This window comes from Grimontia indica, from assembly GCF_000333895.2.
Lineage (GTDB): Bacteria > Pseudomonadota > Gammaproteobacteria > Enterobacterales > Vibrionaceae > Enterovibrio > Enterovibrio indicus.
The window spans coordinates 29793-49459 of sequence record NZ_ANFM02000021.1 but is presented as its reverse complement, the minus strand read 5'-3'; the positions used below and the strand labels follow the sequence as shown (position 1 = coordinate 49459).

The window sequence follows — 19667 nt, the reverse complement described above, 5'->3', positions numbered from 1 at the left end:
CCATATGAACACATCTTCCAATCCCATATCATCAAAATGCACTCCTATTGTGTTGACCATTGCTGGTTCTGATAGCGGTGGCGGCGCAGGTATTCAAGCGGATATCAAAGCCATGTCAGCGACCGGCAGTTATGCGTGCTCGGTGATCACAGCAATTACCGCACAGAACACCCGTGGCGTGTCTGCCATTTTTCCTATTCCTATCGAGCATGTAGCCCACCAGTTGGATGCGGTGTTTTCCGATCTTAATGTGGTCGCGGTGAAAGTCGGTATGTTGGCAGATGCCAATATCATCAAAGTTGTCGCAGACAAAATCCGCCATTATCGCCCTCAGTATCTGGTGGTTGACCCGGTAATGGTGGCAACCAGTGGCGATTTACTGTTGAAGCAAGAGGCCATCAGCACGCTGAAAAGTGAACTGCTGCCGTTGGCCAATATCATTACGCCCAATTTGCCGGAAGGCTCCGCATTAACAGGCGCGGAGGTGCCCCAAACAGAGCAAGAGATGAGTGAGATGATTGCAGACCTGCGCGCTCTGGGTGCTGGGTCGGTGCTTTTGAAAGGTGGGCATTTGGAGTCCGACGAAAACAGCAATGACCTTTTGATTTTCGAAGACCACGTAGAAACTTTCTCTGCCAAACGCACGCAGACCAAAAATACGCACGGCACTGGTTGCACCCTGTCTTCGGCTATTGCGTCTTATCTGGCGCAAGGCAATGAGTTAAGTCAGGCTGTAGCGCTGGCCAAACGCTATATCTCTGAGGCCATTTCTCACGCAGACGAACTCGATGTAGGGCAGGGCCACGGCCCGGTAAATCACTTTTACCAGGGACACGGCGCGGTGCGCTGAAAAGGAGCAGGCGATGAACACAGAAACGATCGTAGCGGCACTTAAACAGGTTAGAGAGTCCAAACCGCTGGTGGTGAACATTACTAACTATGTGGTGATGAATAACTCTGCCAACGCGTTGCTGGCGCTCGGTGCGTCCCCAATCATGGCGCACTCCCAGCATGAAATGGCAGAGATGATGTCATTTGCCGGTGCCTTGGTGATCAATATCGGTACGTTAGACAGCGCTTGGGCGCCGCGCATGATTCATGCTGTTGAGCAAGCCAACCTGAATAAGAAAACCGTGGTGCTGGATCCTGTCGGTTGTGGAGCCAGCGCGCTTCGCACCGAGACTTCAAGACAAATCGCAGCCTGGGCTGAATCCCTCATCATTCGGGGCAATGCCTCAGAAATCATTGCATTGGCCGGAGAGCGAGCGCAAAGCAAAGGTGTGGATGCGCTGGACAGCAGCGAAGCCGCTCTTGGGGCAGCGCGGTATTTGGTTGAAGCTTACAACTGTAACGTTGTGGTCTCTGGCGCGACAGATTACATCGTGACATCTCAAAGTGAAGTCCAGCTCAACAACGGTCATGAAATGATGCCTTACGTCACGGGTATGGGGTGCTCGCTGTCTGCTCTTACTGGCGCATTTGCAGCTGTCGGGGAGAACACTGGACTTGCAGCCGCAGCCGTCATGGGCGTGGTAGGAGAAATTGCCGCTGAAAGGGCAAAGGGACCGGGCAGTTTGCAAGTTGAGATCCTGGATGCACTTTACCAACTGGATGAAGCGACGCTTCTCAAACGCCTGAAAATCTCATGAACACGGAAAAGACGTTAAACCCATATCGCTTGTACCTGGTGACTGATGACCAACAGGATTTGGATACGTTGAAAAACGTGGTATCCGAAGCCGTGGCAGGTGGTGTCACCATGGTGCAGGTGCGAGAGAAGCACGGTGATGTCAGGGCGTTTATCGAGCGGGCAAAAGCGGTGAAAGCGATTCTGGCAGGAACCGGCGTTCCACTTATCATCAATGACCGCGTTGATGTGGCTTTAGCGGTTGATGCGGATGGCGTGCACCTTGGCCAATCGGACATGCCAGCAGAGATTGCTCGTGATTTGATTGGTCCTGACAAACTGCTGGGGCTATCTATTGAAACCGAAGCCCAGCTTGAAGAAGCCGATAACTTACCTGTCGATTATCTTGGTCTCAGTGCGATATTCGCGACGCCAACAAAAACCAATATCAAGAAAGAGTGGGGTGTTGAAGGGCTACGAAAAGCCGTTGAGCAAAGCGGCTATCCGATTGTTGCGATTGGTGGCATTAACACCTCTAACCTTAATGAGGTGATGGCGACAAGGCTTGCGGGTGTTGCGCTGGTGTCAGCGATTTGCCATGCGGAATCGCCAAAGCGGGCGGCTGAGGAAATCCTTGCCCAAATGAACCGCGCAGATTGAATCAAAGTCAGTCTTGAAAACCCGCCCAGCGCGGGTTTTCTTTTGCATCCCACTGTCTTGGCAACAAAACATAGTGCAAGTGGGCTGAGAACTATACTCCCTTCGGATTAGTCTCTCAGGTGACCAGATTGCACATTCATCTTCTTCAAAAAGCTCTCGATTTCTGGCGTCGTGTTCGTCACTCTCTGGTCGCCGCATTGGTATTTATCAATGGCTTTCTGATATTCCAGTCTGTGTGGGGGCAAAACCTCGATTTGGTGGCGCTGTTCCACATCAAAAGCTTTACCGACATCAACTGGACACATGCGGTCAATGGACCTTGGTTACTACTCGGTATTTTCTTGATGCTAAACGCCTTTGGTCTGTTGTTCAGAGCGCGGATTGCCTGGGCGGTAAGCCTGATTCTGCTGATGATTGTGTTCACCTTTACCTGGCACTTCTTCCCTCATCTTGGCTCGCATTTGTATTGGAGCGCCAGCGCTGTTTTACTGCTGATCTTGCTCAGCAAAGACTTCAACCATTCCAGTGCCACAGCAGGCGGTATTGCAGCCTTTATCAGCTTTGCAGTCTTGTTGTTCTATTCCACTTACGGAGCGCTCTATTTCGGTGAAGGCTTCCATCCCGCTATCCATGATTTGATGACGGCGTTTTACTTTTCCATGGTGACCATGACCACCGTGGGTTATGGCGACATTATCCCTCAAACTGAGGCGGCGAGGCTGTTCACCATTTCCGTCATCATCGCAGGGATCACCGTATTCGCCACCTCTTTGACTACCGTATTTGGCCCGATTATCCGCGGTGGTTTAAACAAGCTTGTGAAAGGAGTACAAAAGCCAATGAACAGGAAAAACCACTTTATTGTGTGTGGCACTTCAGTGCTGGCATCCAGCACCATTTGGCAGCTTCATAAGCGTGAATTGCCCGTCACCATGGTGACGATTGAAGACGAAGATAAGTTTGGCCAGATTGAGCAAAGAGTCGGAACCAAGCTGGATATTATTTCTGGCGACAGCACGGACAGTGATGTACTGCTGGAAGCGGGTGTCGAGCATTGTCGTGCTGTCTTAGCGCTGACGGAAGATGACGCCACCAACGCATTTATCGTGCTTTCGGTAAAGGCGATTTCACCTGATATCAAAGTGGTTACCGCAGTGAATGACGCCAAGAATATGAAGAAAGTAAAGCGGGTGAATGCGGACGTATTGCTTTCGCCTCAGCTGTTTGGCAGTGAGATCCTCGCCAGTGTGTTATCTGGGGAGCCCATCAGCAATGAACAGCTGTTGGGTATGCTGCTGCGCTCCGGTGATGGTTTGGTAAAGGAAGAGCGAGACTAGCCTGTCAGCCCAATCACTTCCTTCAGCGTTTTCAAGTAGCGACGACTGATTGGAATCGTAAACCCGCTGGCAGTAATCACTTCCGCCAGTCCATTTTCCAGCAATTTGATTTCGCTAATGTGATTGACGCTGACCAGATACTGGCGGTGACAGCGCAGCAGTGGCGTCTTTTCTTCCAACGTTTTTAGGGTGAGTTGAGTCGTTGGCGTTTTGTCTGCAGTATGAACATGAACACCACTGATGTCGCTGTAAACACTCTCAACCTGATCAATCGGTATTAGCAGAATGCGGTTATGGCCTGTGCAGGGGATTTGGCACAGCTTTTCCGGTGCCAGTGCGGATAGATTCTGTGGGACAGACTGTTTTTTCACTGTGCGGGTCAGTTTCTGCACGGTTTTGGTCAGACGGCTTGGCTCAACAGGTTTTAGCAGATAGTCAAAGGCATTCTCTTCGAATGCTTCAATGGCGTATTGATCGTACGCAGTGACAAAAACAACAAACGGCATGTTTTCCGGGTCCAGCATGGAAAGCAGTTCCAGCCCGGTGATTTGTGGCATTTGGATATCCAGAAATACCACATCCGGTTTCAATTCATTGATTTTCTTGAGGCCGATGATGGCGTTTGGCGCTTCACCGACGATCTCGATTTCGCCGGTTTCTTCCAATAATGTTGCGAGTTCTTCGCGGGCAAACTGTTCGTCGTCAATGACCAGTGCAGTTAACATCCTACCTTTGCACCTGTGCTTACTTCTGAGGCCGGAATAATAAACGTCATCCGGGTGAATTGATCGGGTTCGCTTTCAATTTTCAGCGATGAGTCACGCCCAAATTGATGTTCAAGCCGTTTCGTAACAATTTCGAGTCCTAGCCCCTGATGATTCTCCGGGGGTGGCACGAAACAACCCGCGTTGTCTTCCACTGAAATCGAAAATCCGTCAGCCGTTGCCTGGCTGAAAATACGCACGGTTCCGCCTTCCAATAAGTTTGAAATACCGTGTTTGATGGCGTTTTCGACCAGCGGCTGAAGGGTGAAACTCGGGATTTGCACATCCAGCAAACAATCGTCGATTTGTATGTCAACATTAAGCCTGTCAGTGAAGCGTGCTTTTTCAATGCTGAGGTAAGCATTCACATGCTCGAGTTCATCGCGTAGCGAGACAGAGCGAACGTTTTGCTTAAGATTGCTGCGAAAGAACTGCGACAAGTTCTGAATCAATTCGCGGGCTTTGTCCGCATCGCGGCGCACCACCGCGCTAATGGTATTGAGTGCGTTGAACAGAAAATGCGGGTTCACCTGTGCATGCAGCAGCTTCACTTCCGCTTGGGTTAGTAAGGACTTCTGTTGTAGGTAGCCACTAAACAGGATTTGGCTGGAAAGCAGCTGGGCAATCCCTTCTGCCATCGACATATTGATGGTCGAAAAGAGCTTATGTTTGCGCTCATAAAGCTTGATGGTGCCGACGACGTCTTCGCCGGAACGAAGCGGAATGATGAGAGCCGAGCCAAGTTTACAATCTGCTGAGAGCGAGCATTGGTAAGGCTTTTCTGCGCCATCTAGATACATGATTTTGTTCATCTCAATGGCATCAAGCGTGTTCTGCGAAGAGATTTTGGTTTCCGGTAAGTGGTGGTCATCGCCGATGCCAACAAAGGCCAGAATCTTTTCCTTGTCGGTAATAGACACCGCACCAACTTGGGTTTCTTCATAAATGATGCGGGCTATTTTCCCAGCGGATTCGCCGTTCAAACCGTTGTGGAGGATACCCACGCAGCGATCAGCAATGGTCAATGCGCGACGGGAAAAAGAGGCAGAGTACTTTTCAAAGATGGTTTTTCTGTCCTGAAGGATGCTCATAAACAGGGCAGCGCCGCAGGAATTGGCAATGATCATTGGAGCGGCGATAGTCGAAACCAGCGCATAGGATTGGTCGAAAGGTTTTGCTACAAGCAAAAGAATCGCCATTTGCACCACTTCCGCCACAAAGGTAATACCGAACACGACCACTGGGCTGAATAGCTGGCTGACGCGGTTTCGCTTCACGAAATACACATGCATCAGACCGCCAATCAAACCTTCTGCGGTAGTGGAAATAGCACAGGCTAAATCGGTAAACCCGCCCAGAGAATAACGGTGAATGCCGCCCGTTAAGCCAACGAAAAAGCCAACAACAGGCCCACCAAAAAGCCCACCCATCACAGCGCCGATTGCACGGGTATTGGCGATCGCGTCATTGATCTGAAGGCCAAAGTAGGTGCCGAGAATACAAAAGCCGGAAAAGAGCACGTAACAAATCAAGCGATGGCTTAAGCGGGATGAGATGTTCAGCAAAGGCAGGACAATGGGCGTTTTACTGAGCATATAAGCCAGCACCAGATACACGCACATTTGCTGCAGCAGCGAAATAACCAGTTCCATGGTGAACCTTTGGTTTAGTTTTCTTCATTGTATCTGTGCAAAATCCAGATACAACAAGAGCCTGCTAGGCAGGCTCTTTCTCTAACATTTTGTTATATCAGGCGGTTTTGGTTTCCACCTTTGGCTGCTCTTCATCAGCCAGGTCAGTTTCACCTTTACCTTTCGAGGTTTTAATTACATAACCTGCAGCAGTCAGGGCAAACAGTACGCCAGCACCGGTCGAGATATTCATTGGCAGACCAAAGCCCAGAGTGCTGTTGTTCAGAATGAAGGTCACACACACAGACGTCATGAACATCGCAGGAATGGTGGTGATCCAGTGCAGCTTGTTGTGACGCAGCAAGTAAGCAGATGCAGTCCACAGCATCATCACTGCTGTCGCTTGGTTCGCAAAGCCGAAGTAGCGCCAGATAATGCCGAAGTCGACCTGAGTCAGGATGCCACCGATAACAAACAGAGGTACAGCCATCATCAGGCGGTTACGCAGTGTTTTCTGTTCCATGTTGAAGTACTCAGCAAGGATAAGGCGGCTAGAGCGGAATGCGGTGTCGCCAGATGTGATAGGCAGGATAACCACACCCAGGAAGGCGATGATGCCACCGAACACACCCAGCAGGCCAAATGATGCGCTGTAGACCACGTTGCCTGGGCCGCCGTTTGCGACTGCTTCATTCAGTCCCTCCAGCGTGCCGAAGAAAGACAGGGCAATCGCACACCAAATCAGCGCGATGATGCCTTCACCAATCATTGCACCGTAGAATACAAAGCGGCCGTTCTTTTCGTTTTCCATACAGCGTGCCATCAGCGGAGACTGGGTCGCGTGGAAGCCAGAGATTGCGCCACAAGCGATGGTGATGAACAGGGCAGGCCACAGTGGCATGTCGTTAGGGTTCAGGTTACTGAACATGTCGCTCACTTCAAAACCGCCCATCACTGTGTGCTCGTCAGAGAAGCCAATCGCGGTCATCAGGCCAACAGACATGAAGATCAGCAGCGCGCCGAAGAACGGGTAGAAGCGACCGATGATTTTATCGACAGGAACAATGGTCGCAATGATGTAGTAAGCGAAGATGACAACGACCATGCTGGTCATGGTGACCGTCAGACTGGTTTGCTCGTTGATCAGGTTAGTGATCATGCCAGCAGGGGCTGAAACGAACACAACACCGACCAGAAGCAGAAGGATAATGGCAAAAATGTTCATGAAATGTTTTGCGCCGTTACCCAGATAGCGACCGGTAATCGTTGGTACTGATGCGCCGCCATTGCGGACAGACAACATGCCAGAGAAGTAGTCGTGTACGGCACCTGCGAAGATACATCCCACCACAATCCAAAGCATCGCCGCTGGGCCGTAAAGGGCGCCCATGATCGGACCGAAGATTGGGCCCACACCAGCAATGTTCAAAAGTTGAACCAGATATACCTTAGGGGTCGACATCGGCACATAGTCAACGCCATCTGTTTTGGTGTGAGCAGGGGTTTTACGGTGTTCGTTAACGCCGAACACTTTTTCGATAAACGCCCCGTAGAGGAAGTAGCCGCCAATCAGCGCAGCGACACAGGTGAGAAACCACATCATAGCCATTGTCCTTATTGAGTTGATTCACGGTGCCAACTCTACGGCTCGCCTGACAATGACGCATTCGCTCAGTGGTTGAGTGGTGGAATAGAAAATTAAGTGGTCGTTTAGAAGGTTAAGCGGCAACTTAAAATTCTTGTTGCCGACTCACCTTACATACTCATTCCCATGCCCGCATTGGCTTTCTTCCCAACCTGATAAAACCAGAAGGATAGAGGAATGAAAATAAGGTTCATCACAGTGGTGAAGTTCATACCGAAGCCATCTTGAATCAAAGGTCGCAGTGTTTCGCTGGAAACAGAAACACCAAACAAGGTGAATAGGGCATCGATACTCAGTCCGGTAAAGACGATGCCAACAAAGAGCAAGCCGACAATCCATTTGGCCGGCTCAGTACCGTAATACTTTTGGTATACCCGCATCATGGGAATAGTCAGCACATCTGCCAGAATAAAGCCAATGACGCCACCAAAGGAAATACCGCCATGCCAGAGTGCCGCGGCCAGCAACAGGTTACCCACCGAGCACACATAGGCAATCATGGCCACGAACACGCCGATAACCACGTCGATAAGAGAATGCAGAAATGCGGGAATATTGGCGTCATTGCTAATAAACAGGGTGCGCCAGCCGTCAATCGGTACCACCGCAATCAGCAGGGAAGAAACGACTACTCCAATTAAGATTTCTTTGCCAATCATGGCGAGATCCATGTGGAAGAAACCAGCGGCTTTTCGGACTTTCGCCATGGACGAACTATCATCTTTCGGTGTCATGTCCATCTGCATATGGTCGTGACTATCACCATGATTCATGGCTGACATGTCCATGCCACAGTCATCGTCTTTGTCTTTTGGCATTTCCATATGATGGTGAGCGTGTTCACTGTGGTGCATGGCTGACATGTCCATGCCACAGTCATCGCCTTTGTCTTTTGCCATCTCCATATGATGGTGTTCATGTTCGCTGTGGCTCATGGTGGGCATGTCTATACCGCAATCATCATCGCCTTTTTGCATGGCTGACATATCCATACCACAGTCACTCATGCCAGATGTTTCTGGCTTTGATTCCGCATCAAGTTTGGCGTGAAGCTGCGCTTCCACTTCTTTTGGATAGAAACGTTCAAACAGGAAAGCCACCGCCATGATCAGGATAAGTCCGCCGATAATCTCTCCCCAGAAGAAGGCCCAACCAAGCAGTGCGACCAACACGATAAACATTTCGACAATCAGGTTCGTGCTCGAAACCAGAAACGCCATGGCATTGGCAAGCGTGGCTTTCTTGGTTAACAGCGTGTGGGAAAGAGAAGCAGCAGCGTAAGAACAAGATGAAGACATTACGCCCAACAAGGTAGTGAACGTCAGGCTTTTCACATTGGTTTGCCCAAGGTGCTTAACCACAGTCTCCACGGGTAATAAGTGGCGGATAAAGGAAGACAGCATTAAGCCAAATGCCAGTGGCCAGTAGATCTGCCAAACCATATTAAAAAACACATCGAACAGATGAAGGATGAAGTCCATACCCGCATTACCCTGACGTTGAGCATCTTTGGGAATAAAGCCTAGATTCGTCAACGCCGTGGCAGTGTATCGAATCTGGGTAAAGCCCGACGGTTATCGGGCTGGATTACCTAAAGTCTATCTACTCTCTGTTATTCGTCGCCCTCGTCCGGCCCCATGACAATTGTCACCGGACCATAGTAATGATGATGGTGGTGCGTCGTCCGGTGATGGTGGTGAGTCCCTTTGTGGGAATTCACTCCGCCATGTAGGTGGTGTCCGTGGCTGGGTTCGTGGGCGCGATAGTCGAGGTGATCTTTGTTGTGCTTATGTTCGACGTCGTCACCATAAGCATTCTCCATGGTCTCGTGGGTAGATACTTTTGTTTTTTGCTGAGCCATCACTGACCTCCGTTTTGATATCGGAATAGTTTGAGCACCGAACAGTCTGGCACGCATCTCAGCGTGGAGTGGGTGAATCCCGTATTATTGCTGAGACTGAATGTGGATTGTTGCATTGCGCATGATTTCACTTATGGGTGACCAATGACGTGAGTTGCTGCACTAAAAAGGGCGGATAACATTTTTCTGCCATGCTTTGGCGTTACACTCAAAGTCAGTCTAAATCAGGCTAATAATCTGAAAGGGAAAGCATTTGAGTAAACCGAGCAAAACCAAAACCAGTTTCTATCGTCGCTTGTTGGTCGCGCATCTTATCGACAACGGCGTGAATACCGTCCCTGCCATTATGAGCGAAACTGGCATGCCGAGACGCACGGCTCAGGACACGATTGAAGCGCTTGGCGAGTTGGACATTGAAACCGAATTTGTCGGTGCTAATAAAAACGGTGGGTATGAGATTAAAGACTGGGGCGCGATAAACCGCACCTGGGTGAAAAAGCATCTTGATGAGATCAAAACTCTTCTGGAATATCCGACGTCTGGCTAAGCGATAAAAAATGGCAGGTTGATCCTGCCATTTTCAGTTTAGTAGATTCTGAGTGCGTTCCATCTAGGGGTGAAGTGCCTTTAAGGCTTCAATGTCGACATCTTGGTTGTAGTCGACAGAAGGGAACGCAAAGCCGTTGAGTTGAAGAAATTCACCCAGCACGCCTTGATAGTCTCCGATGTTATCGAAGTTTTCAGAGGTCATTTCAGCGAGTAGTGCGTTCACTTCAAGCTGAATATCAGCACGTAACTCCCAGTCATCAATTCGGATAAGACCCTCTGCATCTCGGTCTGCTGCATCATGCCATTTACCGTAGAACAAGCGGTTCATCTGTTCGATACAGCCTTCATGCAAACCTTTGTCCTTCATAACGCGATACAGGGCCAGGAGGTAAGGCGTCAGGCCGGGAATAAATACACTGGCTTTGGTGACCAGCGCCTTGCATACCGCGATGTTGGCGTTACCTTTGATGCTTTCAAGCAGCGTATTGATGTCATCGCGAGTGTGGTGAAGGTGGGTTTTCGCCAAGCCCAACGTACCTTTGTGGTAAATAGCGTGGGTGTGCTCGGGGCCAATGTACGAATAGGCCACGGTTTCACAACCTTTTGCCAGCAGGTTTCTCTCAGTCAGAAACTGCATCCAGCTTAGCCAGTCTTCGCCGCCCATCACTTTGATGGTTTCATCGATTTCCTGCTCGGTGGCAGGTGGCAGTGAAACTTTATCCAGGCTGTTTTTCTCGAAGTTGACCGAATATCCCTCTACGCTTTCACCCACAGGGCGAATTGCTGAGCGCCAGAACTCTCCCGTTTCAGGGTTCGGGCGAATGCCTGTTGCCAGTGAATAGACGACCAAATCAACCTGACCACCCAAATCCTGTTCAATGGCTTTGGCCACTTGCTCACGGATTTCAGAAGAAAAGGCATCACCGACGATATTAGTGGAGACCAATTCATCCTGCTCTGCAGCCTGATGGAAGAAGATGTTGTTGTACCAGCCCGCGCTGCCAATGCCTTTGTCTGAAACACCACGTTCAAAAGACACGCCAATGGTGTCCGCTTTTGCAGGACCAAATGCCAGTGCAATGCGGGACGCCAATCCGAAACCGGACGACGCACCGAGGATCAATACCCGTTTAGGTAAGGCGTCGGACGATGACTGTTGGGTTTGTGATTTTGCGATTTGCTCAGAGACGGCGGCCTGGCAACCGAAAGGGTGGCAGCTGCGCGCTACCACACCTTGAATTTGGGGCTGGATAATCATGAGGTCAGGTTTATAGCCTTTCAGAAAGATACTTGTCGTAGTCAGGAACTTCGATATCAATTTCGTGCGTCATCATCGGTGACGTGATGAGGTAATTTGCAGAAGCACGGTTAATCGCGACCGGAATGTTCCAAACCGCTGCAATACGCAGCAGGGCTTTGACATCCGGGTCGTGAGGCACGGCACTGAGTGGATCCCAGAAGAAGACCAGCACATCGATTTTCTTCTCACAGATCATTGCACCAAGCTGTTGGTCACCGCCCATCGGACCACTCATCAAAGCGGTGATGGATAAGCCCGTTTCGCGGCTAAGAATGTTGCCCGTTGTCCCTGTCGCGTAAAGGGTGTGATGTGACAATGCGTCTCTATTTTCCTTCACCCAGCGTAACAGCTCGGATTTGCGGTGGTCGTGAGCAACCAAAGCCACTTGTTTGCATGGAGTGACAGTGCGGGTCGTTGAGTTCATATCTAACTTCTTATGCATTATAGGAAAGACTCATTTTGATGTTTTTAATCGAAACGGGCGACACAAGAATGGGAAAAGCCGGACATAGATCGTCTATTCGCCCACTATGCGTCTCGTTGGCTGCTGTAAAAATATACAGCAAGCGCCAAGAGCACCTACAAAATGATTGTGGCAGCCAAGCTGAGGTTATTCACGCCAATAAACTGATTGAACAGGGTGTTTTTACAGTCCAGGCTCATAGGCGAGATATTTCTCATTATCGGACGCCGTTTTCAGCCAATGTTTGATGAAGTCAGCCACATCTTTAGGCGCGTTAATATCAAGGCGAAGGTGGGGCGAAGCTTCAAAGTCTTTCGGTAACACATCACACGCAACGGCGACAATATTCTGATCATGAAGATATAGCGCGGGCTTGCCATAACTCGGTCTGTGCACTTCTATTTTGGTCAAGATTTCATCACGAAAACCCTCCACTAAAACAATGTCCAGGCGGGAATGATCAAGTTGCGCCAAACACTCTCTTAGATCTGGCTCTCTGTCTTCGCTATCGTGGTATTCGAAAAACAACATGTGGCGTTTAGAGGTGGCCAGCAAAAGTTGGTCGCTACCTGCATAACGCAGACGATAACTGTCTTTGGTTGGCTTATCAGGTTCGATGTCGTGGTGGCTGTGCTTTAACAAGCCTACCCGCAGCCCTGCTGCCTTCAAATGGGGAATAACAGATTCAAGCAGGGTGGTTTTTCCTGAGCCACTGAAGCCAGCAAAACCAAGTACGGGTGTCAGCGTGTTTGATTGGAATGTCATTTATATCGCCAAAGGCTAATTTTCTAAAAAGTGATAAAACGGTAATGAATATGCCATACGGTTAATGTTTTTTCGTGCAGAAAAAATGAAACGCACTACATTTAGTTGCGTATGCAGCTGTTGCATATTCGTGGTAGCACAGTCGCTAATAATTCCCAGTCGAAACCGGTTTGATGACAAAGGGATGGGATAAACCTCTCTACTTTGGTCACAACTTCCGCAGGGTTCCGGCCTAGGGTATACAATCAATTCAGAACACAGTAGGCGCCTAAAAGGGCGAAATTGTTAGGCAAAATGGATGTGCCTTTAGCAAAGACCCGCGTGTAACTTGTGCTCTGTCGACCTTCACGAACACAACATTATCATGGAGCGATAATATGTGGGTTACCCTCGATTTTGAAGCCTCTGGCCTAACAGAAGCTTCATATCCGATAGAAGTTGGTTACAGCTTGCCCGATGGCACCAGTGTCAGCCTGCTTATCAACCCCGATACCTCCCCTGAAAACTGGCAACACTGGGACGAGTTTGCGGAAACAGAGATACATGGTTTGAGCCGCTTTGCATTGAAAAAAGATGGCATGTCAGTCGTCGATGTTTGCTCGCACCTCAACAGCACGCTTTGTTATTACGATGATGTGCTTTGCGATAGCCAGTGGGATCTGTTCTGGCTTGGCCGACTCTATAAAGCTGCGCACATGCGCCCGACTTTCACATTGACGGAAGTGGGTCATTGGTTGCTGAACCATGAGAGTATCAACCGCGATGATTTTCTCGCTGCGCTTGAATCTTTGGGGCCAGCACCGCACCGTGCGGAAGCTGATGCCAAATACATTCGTACTGCCTTGTCGATGATTCTTAGCCAAGAACGTTGTTCGCAGTAGATTCAAAAGGTTACCATGCCCAGTTCGAAACGACTGAGTAGTCATCATGGTGCCTGATAGAAAATCGTTAAGGTTTGCCACCTTCAATGTGGCGATGTCCGCCGATAACCCGGGGGAGATCTTCGCTGAGTTAAAACTCGCGAAGCATCGCCGCTATAACCATATTGCAGCCATCATTCAGCACATCCAGCCAGATGTGTTGTTGCTCTGCGAATTCGACCATCTCGGACATGGCGGTGATGATGGCATGTTGGCGTTCTTCCAAAAGGAATATCTGGAAAAGCCGCAATGTGGGCAGGCTGCCATTCACTTCCCTTATACCTATCTACCTTCCACTAATACCGGTTTACCTGTGATGGAAGGAGAGGATGTGTCAGCGTCGCCAGAAAGAGCGCACGGATTTGGCAGACATCACGGTCAGTATGGGTTTGTTGTACTGAGCAAATATCCGCTTGATACCGAAAACAGCCGCAGTTGGCAGACGTTACTATGGCAAGACTACCCAGGCAGCCGAATGCCTGTGTCCTATTTCGAACATAAGGGGTTGGCACCTATTCGTCTTTCCTCGAAAAATCACATTGCATTGCCCGTGATAGTAAATAACCAGCGTATTCATTTGGTGGCGTGTCACCCGACCCCGCCGGTATTTGATGGGCCGGAAAGACGCAATCTCAGAAGAAACGCGGATGAACTTCAACTGTTGCATGACATCGTCACCAATGCTTCCTTTCTCATCGACGATAACGGCGCTAAGGGTGGCATTGATGAGAGAGAGCCATTTGTCATCATGGGTGATCTCAATGCCGATCCAGCAAATGGTGATGGTGATAAAGTCCAGATTCGGGCATTGCTGTCTGATCCGATTCTTCAAGATGTTCAACCCCAAAGCGAAGGCGCAGCCAAGGCGCTTTTCAATTCACGCTCCAGAGGCAAAAGTCGCGCAACCCACGATCGCGGATTGAGGCTCGACTATGTGTTGCCATCCCACCATCTCAAACCCATTGCTTCTGGCGTTTTCTGGCCGAAAGTGGACGATGCATTAGCTTCATTCATCTATAACGAGAAAGGAAAAGCGGTATCTGGGTGTTCTTCCGACCATCGCCTCGTTTATGTGGATGTGATACTGCAGGAGTCATCACAGAAGCAGCCTTGTGAAAACGAGAGTCAGCGCACGTAAAACCAAGCGGTGTGTGAAAGCGTTCAAGATTTCACCGCAAGCAGAACGATATTTGTCCGTGCTTTGTGGATGAAATGTTAATTTGTCCTATGAATACATATATCCGAATCATATGAAGCTCTGAGTCTTCATATGGCTAGCGTATAAATTTATCAAATAACGGATTTCCTCAATAGATGGAGTATCAAGGATGAAAACGATCACCTCACTGGCTGCAGCAGTTACCCTGGGTCTTATGTCTGCATCGGCGTCAGCAGCTCAGTTCAAGCCTTCTGTCATTTTCGATATGGGTGGTAAGTTCGACAAATCATTCAACCAGGCGGCTTACACTGGCGCAGAAGCGTTTAAGACAGAAACAGGCATCAGCTACGGTGAGTTTGAAATCACCAATGAAGCACAGCGTGAGCAAGCGATGCTGCGTATGGCTCAGCGTGGTTTCAGCCCAATCGTTGCGGTAGGTTTCCAACAAGCACCTATCGTTGAGAAAGTGGCGAAGCAATTCCCTAAAACGGAATTCGTTATCATCGATGCAGTGGTCGATCTGCCAAACGTACGCTCTGTGGTGTTTAAAGAGCACGAAGGTTCGTTCCTGGTAGGTGCACTGGCAGTCATGAAGAGTGAAAGCGACAAAGTCGGTTTCGTTGGCGGTATGGACATTCCTCTGATCCGTAAGTTTGCGTGTGGCTATGAGCAAGGCGCGAAGTTTGAAGCAGAAGGCGCGGATGTTATCCAAAACATGACAGGCTCAACCCCTGCAGCATGGAACAACCCAACCAAAGGTGCTGAGCTGGCAAAATCGCAGTTCGATAAAGGCGTAGACGTGGTTTACGCAGCAGCGGGTGGTACTGGTGTAGGTGTTTACCAGGCAGCCGTTGACGGCCAAAAATACGCAATTGGCGTTGATTCCAACCAAAACTACCTGCACCCAGGCGTGATGCTGACTTCTATGGTTAAGCGGGTAGACGTTGCGGTACAAGACGCATTCAATGATGCGAAAAACGGCGAATTCACCCCAGGTCTGCAAGCCTTGGGTCTGAAAGAAGGCGGCGTTGACTGGGCACTGGACGAGTACAACCGTGACCTCGTGACCCCAGAAATGGAAGCGCGTGTGAAGCAAATCCGTGATGACATCATCGCAGGTAAGATCGTGGTTCACGATTACTTCAGCACCGATTCTTGCGAATACTAATTTCGTTTGTCTCGCCCCCAGTCTGGTTTGCGCCACTGGGGGCGAATTGCATCAAAAGATAGCGATTTGCCTTGTTACTTAACGTATTGCTCTCACAAGAATAATCGCTTACGTCGTTCTTAAATTGATGCCAAGGAGCAGGCATGACACAACCCGCCATTCAACTGCGAGGAATCAACAAACGATTCGGCGCAGTTCATGCAAATAAAGACATCGACCTCACGGTGATGCCGGGGACCATTCACGGTATTGTCGGGGAAAACGGTGCAGGTAAATCGACGCTGATGTCGATTCTCTACGGTTTCTACCAAGCTGATTCAGGTACCATCGAAGTCGATGGGGAAACCGTGAATATCAAAGATTCTCAAGATGCCATTTCCCATGGCATCGGCATGGTTCACCAGCACTTCATGTTGGTGGAAACCTTCTCTGTTCTCGAAAACATCATGCTCGGCGCAGAAGGACATAGCCTGTTGGATGTGGCCTCGAAAAACGTTGGCGGCGCATTGGAAAAAATTGAAGAAGAATACGGTTTGACCGTTGATTCCAATGCGATTGTCGGTGAGCTTCCCGTTGGTATTCAGCAGCGCGTGGAAATCCTCAAAGCCTTATATCGTGGCGCACGCATTCTGATTCTGGATGAACCAACTGGCGTTTTGACGCCGCAGGAAATCGAACAGTTCTTCGAGATCCTCAACACCCTTAAATCACAGGGTGTCACCATCATTCTGATCACTCACAAACTTAAAGAGATCATGGCGATCACCGATTCTGTGTCTGTCATGCGTCAGGGTGCCATGGTCGCACATCGACAAACAGCTGATACCAATGTAGATGAACTGGCAGAGTTGATGGTGGGGCGCAAAGTCTTGCTGCGTGTCGACAAAACCGACGCGACGCCGGGTGAAGAGCGCCTTAGCGTGAATAACGTTTCCTGGTTCGACAGCCGCGGTGTTAAGCGCTTAAAGAATCTGAATTTCAGCCTGAAAGCAGGCGAAATTCTGGGTGTTGCAGGCGTTTCAGGCAATGGTCAGTCCGAACTGCTTTCTGTGCTCTCAGGTGTCACAGTGCCGCAGGAAGGGGATTTTACCTTAACGACCTCCAAAGGCAGCCAGAAGTTCGGTAATAAAGACAGTCGTGATGCAGGCTTAATGCGACGTTTGAGTGTCGGCCATATTCCGGAAGACCGTATCAAACAAGGCTTGGTAAAAGCGATGCCAGCCTCAGAAAGCGCCATTCTAGGCTTCCAGCATGACATTGCTTACGGCAAAGGCCTGCTCGACCCGGTGGCGATTGAAAAAGCAACCAAAGACATGATGGAGCAGTACGATGTACGTCCTGCTGATCCACAACTGAAATCCGCCAACTTCTCCGGTGGTAACCAACAAAAACTCATCATTGCCCGTGAAATGCTGCGTGAGCCAGAAGTGCTTTTGGTGGGTCAGCCAACCCGTGGTGTGGATATCGGTGCGATTGAATTTATTCACCGCAACCTGATTGCCGCCCGAGATGCTGGTGCCGCGATTTTACTGGTTTCGACAGAGCTTGAAGAAATTATGTCGCTGTCCGATCGCATCATCGTATTGGTGGATGGCGAAATCACCGGTGATGTGATTGCTAAAGACATGGACGAGCGTCAACTCGGTATCTTGATGGCGAATGCCGCAGAAGAGGAGGGCGCAGCATGAATGTACCTCAACAAAGCGCCCCAATGTGGGTGAAAACCTTTCTGGTTCCCTTTATTCAGCTTTCCGTCGCGCTGGTGATTTCCAGCTTGGTGGTATTGCTGGTAGGGGAAAGCCCAACTGCAGCATTCAGCGTGATGATTCAGGGGGCGACCAATCTGGAATTTGGTGGTCTGAACAACACCCTGTATTACGCGACAAACTTTGTGTTTACTGGGCTGGCGGTTGCTGTCGCTTTCCACGCAGGTTTGTTCAATATCGGCGGTGAAGGGCAGGCCTACATCGCAGGTTTAGGCATCGGCATTTTGATGCTGCTGCTTGATGGTGTGCTCAACATGTGGCTAATGGCGCCGTTGGCGATTTTGGTTGCGGCGGCTTTCGGTGCGCTTTGGGGCGCAGTGCCGGGCTATCTTCAGGCAAAACGTGGTTCGCACATTGTGGTGACCACCATCATGTTCAACTTTATTGCGTTTTCAGTGATGGGTTACGCGTTGGTTGAGCACATCGCCAAATACGGTGGTAACTCGACCGATTCCCGTTACTTCAACCCTGAAGCAGTGTTCCCGAAACTCTATGAACTCGGCGCAAGTTATGGTCTCGAACTGCCATTCTCTCTGCTGAATCCTTCCATCCTTATCGCATTGCTGGTGGCGTATCTGGTTTGGGTACTGATGTTCAGAACCCGCCTTGGCTACGCGATTCGCGTCGTAGGGCAGAACGCAACAGCGGCAGAGTATGCAGGTATCGACGCCAAGAAAATCATCATTATCGCAATGACCATTTCTGGTGCATTGGCAGGTTTGATGGCGGTGAACGAAGTCTATGGCGCGCAAAACCGCCTGATCCTGAACTTCACGGGTGGCTTTGGTTTCATCGGTATCGCCGTGGCACTGATGGGGCGTAACCACCCGTTCGGGATTGTGGTTGCTGCACTGCTGTTCGGTGCGCTTTACCAAGGTGGTACAGAGTTGCAGTTTGAAATGCCAAGCCTGAACCCAGAACTGATTATGGTGATTCAAGGTCTGGTGATCTTCTTTACGGGAGCGCTCGACAGATTAATCCGCAAGCCGGTAGAAGGGTTCTTTATGCGCCGCAACACGCAAGCAGAGGGGGCTTAACATGGAATGGTTTAACTGGATCCTCTCATCGGCTGATTCCACCATACGTCTCGCCATACCGTTAATTTTCGCTGCCATGGCAGGGATTTTCTCTGAACGTGCTGGCGTGGTCGATATCGGTCTTGAGGGTAAAATGCTCTTCGCCGCGTTTGCTGCGGCTGCGGTTTCCTACGTGACAGGCAATCCTTGGCTTGGGCTGTTGGCAGCCATCATGGGTTCAATGATGTTGGCACTGGTTCATGGCTATGCCTCTATCACCCAAAAGGGTGATCAGATTATCTCTGGCCTTGCGGTGAACTTCTTTGCCTCGGGGATGACGATTACCCTCGGCCACGCTTGGTTTGAGCGTGGTGGTCAAACGCCAACGCTTCACAACGACCAGCGATTCCTTCCGGCTGAACTGCCAGGCGCTGAATGGCTGGGTGACACCATTCCTGTGATTGGTCCGCTTTATCGCGATGTCATTTCCGGCCACAACATTCTGGTGTACCTCGCTTTTATCGCGGTGATCATCACTTGGTGGGTGTTGTTCAGAACCCGCTTCGGTTTACGTCTGCGTGCGGTAGGTGAAGAGCCGAATGCCATTGATACGGCAGGTATCTCGGTGGTTTGGTTACGTTACCGTGCGGTACTGATTGCAGGTTTGCTGTGTGGCTTGGCGGGTGCGTACCTTTCTACTGCGCAGAATGCGGCGTTTGGTAAAGAGATGACAGCAGGTCAGGGCTATATTGCGCTGGCAGCGGTTATCTTTGGTAAATGGCAGCCTCGCAATGCGCTGTTGGCCTGTTTGCTGTTCGGCTTCCTCTCAGCGCTGGAAACGCGCATGCAGGGCGTGTCGATTCCGCTGATTGGCGTGTTGCCAACCCAGCTGTTCTCCGCATTGCCTTACGTGCTGACCGTGGTACTGCTGGCGGGCTTTATTGGCAAAGCTGTGGCGCCGAAAGCGATTGGGCGACCTTACGAAAAAGAACGTTAATGGCTTAAATCAGCACAAAACAAAACGAGGGCAAATGCC

General features: G+C 50.0%; 19 protein-coding genes. 11 read left to right on the top strand and 8 right to left on the bottom strand.

Annotation, left to right across the window (positions count from 1 at the left end; translation table 11 throughout):
- The first annotated feature begins 4 nt into the window (after positions 1–4).
- The 4 genes from thiD (at position 5) to kch (ending at position 3624) form a co-directional block, all read left to right on the top strand.
- Positions 5–850 carry a bifunctional hydroxymethylpyrimidine kinase/phosphomethylpyrimidine kinase gene (thiD, locus tag D515_RS12965; RefSeq protein ID WP_002539092.1) on the top strand — a complete coding sequence of 282 codons (846 nt, stop codon included), beginning with the start codon at positions 5–7 and terminating at the stop codon, positions 848–850.
- Between the two features lie 13 nt (positions 851–863).
- Positions 864–1649, top strand: coding sequence for a hydroxyethylthiazole kinase (gene thiM / locus D515_RS12960; RefSeq protein WP_002539090.1), 786 nt, complete (start codon positions 864–866; stop codon positions 1647–1649).
- Positions 1646–2287 (top strand): thiamine phosphate synthase, encoded by a 642-nt coding sequence (thiE, locus tag D515_RS12955; protein WP_002539089.1) that lies wholly within the window; start codon positions 1646–1648, stop codon positions 2285–2287. Before thiM ends, thiE begins: the two co-directional genes overlap by 4 nt.
- 128 nt (positions 2288–2415) lie before the next feature.
- Positions 2416–3624 (top strand): voltage-gated potassium channel protein, encoded by a 1209-nt coding sequence (gene kch, locus D515_RS12950; RefSeq protein ID WP_002539087.1) that lies wholly within the window; start codon positions 2416–2418, stop codon positions 3622–3624.
- On the opposite strand, the gene btsR is transcribed toward kch, so the two are convergent.
- The 5 genes from btsR to D515_RS12925 all read right to left on the bottom strand — a co-directional run bounded on the left by btsR (position 3621) and on the right by D515_RS12925 (position 9525).
- Complete coding sequence (gene btsR / locus D515_RS12945) at positions 3621–4349, bottom strand: two-component system response regulator BtsR (RefSeq protein ID WP_002539085.1); 729 nt, start codon at positions 4347–4349, stop codon at positions 3621–3623. The genes kch and btsR overlap by 4 nt on opposite strands.
- The gene (locus D515_RS12940) at positions 4343–6040 is read right to left on the bottom strand and encodes a sensor histidine kinase (protein WP_002539084.1); all 1698 of its coding nucleotides are present in this window, start codon (positions 6038–6040) and stop codon (positions 4343–4345) included. Before D515_RS12940 ends, btsR begins: the two co-directional genes overlap by 7 nt.
- A gap of 97 nt (positions 6041–6137) precedes the next feature.
- Positions 6138–7622, bottom strand: a complete 1485-nt coding sequence (locus D515_RS12935) for a carbon starvation CstA family protein (RefSeq protein ID WP_002539083.1) — start codon at positions 7620–7622, stop codon at positions 6138–6140.
- 152 nt (positions 7623–7774) lie between these two features.
- Positions 7775–9145, bottom strand: a complete 1371-nt coding sequence (locus D515_RS12930; RefSeq protein ID WP_002539082.1) for a permease — start codon at positions 9143–9145, stop codon at positions 7775–7777.
- Positions 9146–9276: 131 nt separating this feature from the next.
- Positions 9277–9525, bottom strand: a complete 249-nt coding sequence (locus D515_RS12925; RefSeq protein ID WP_002539081.1) for a hypothetical protein — start codon at positions 9523–9525, stop codon at positions 9277–9279.
- A gap of 253 nt (positions 9526–9778) precedes the next feature.
- Here D515_RS12925 and D515_RS12920 point away from each other — a divergent pair, with 253 nt between their 5' ends.
- Positions 9779–10072, top strand: coding sequence for a winged helix-turn-helix domain-containing protein (locus D515_RS12920; RefSeq protein ID WP_002539079.1), 294 nt, complete (start codon positions 9779–9781; stop codon positions 10070–10072).
- 63 nt (positions 10073–10135) lie between these two features.
- On the opposite strand, the gene fabV is transcribed toward D515_RS12920, so the two are convergent.
- The 3 genes from fabV to mobB form a co-directional block, all read right to left on the bottom strand.
- Positions 10136–11332 carry an enoyl-ACP reductase FabV gene (fabV, locus tag D515_RS12915; protein ID WP_002539078.1) on the bottom strand — a complete coding sequence of 399 codons (1197 nt, stop codon included), beginning with the start codon at positions 11330–11332 and terminating at the stop codon, positions 10136–10138.
- 10 nt (positions 11333–11342) lie between these two features.
- Complete coding sequence (locus D515_RS12910) at positions 11343–11798, bottom strand: methylglyoxal synthase (RefSeq protein WP_039850084.1); 456 nt, start codon at positions 11796–11798, stop codon at positions 11343–11345.
- 222 nt (positions 11799–12020) lie between these two features.
- Positions 12021–12602 (bottom strand): molybdopterin-guanine dinucleotide biosynthesis protein B, encoded by a 582-nt coding sequence (gene mobB, locus D515_RS12905; RefSeq protein ID WP_002539076.1) that lies wholly within the window; start codon positions 12600–12602, stop codon positions 12021–12023.
- A gap of 377 nt (positions 12603–12979) precedes the next feature.
- Between mobB and D515_RS12900 the strand changes: the two genes are divergently transcribed.
- The 6 genes from D515_RS12900 to D515_RS12875 all read left to right on the top strand — a co-directional run bounded on the left by D515_RS12900 (position 12980) and on the right by D515_RS12875 (position 19628).
- Entirely contained in the window at positions 12980–13483 is a 504-nt protein-coding gene (locus D515_RS12900; RefSeq protein ID WP_002539075.1) for a hypothetical protein, read from the top strand.
- 46 nt (positions 13484–13529) lie between these two features.
- Entirely contained in the window at positions 13530–14660 is a 1131-nt protein-coding gene (locus tag D515_RS12895) for an endonuclease/exonuclease/phosphatase family protein (RefSeq protein ID WP_002539074.1), read from the top strand.
- 190 nt (positions 14661–14850) lie between these two features.
- A complete protein-coding gene (locus tag D515_RS12890) occupies positions 14851–15849 on the top strand; it encodes a BMP family lipoprotein (protein ID WP_002539073.1) in 999 nt (332 codons plus the stop codon).
- Positions 15850–15992: 143 nt separating this feature from the next.
- The gene (locus tag D515_RS12885) at positions 15993–17537 is read left to right on the top strand and encodes an ABC transporter ATP-binding protein (RefSeq protein ID WP_002539071.1); all 1545 of its coding nucleotides are present in this window, start codon (positions 15993–15995) and stop codon (positions 17535–17537) included.
- Positions 17534–18652: an ABC transporter permease gene (locus tag D515_RS12880; RefSeq protein ID WP_002539070.1), complete on the top strand. Its 1119-nt coding sequence runs from the start codon at positions 17534–17536 to the stop codon at positions 18650–18652. Before D515_RS12885 ends, D515_RS12880 begins: the two co-directional genes overlap by 4 nt.
- A gap of 1 nt (position 18653) precedes the next feature.
- Positions 18654–19628 (top strand): ABC transporter permease, encoded by a 975-nt coding sequence (locus tag D515_RS12875; RefSeq protein WP_002539069.1) that lies wholly within the window; start codon positions 18654–18656, stop codon positions 19626–19628.
- The last annotated feature ends 39 nt before the right edge of the window (positions 19629–19667 follow it).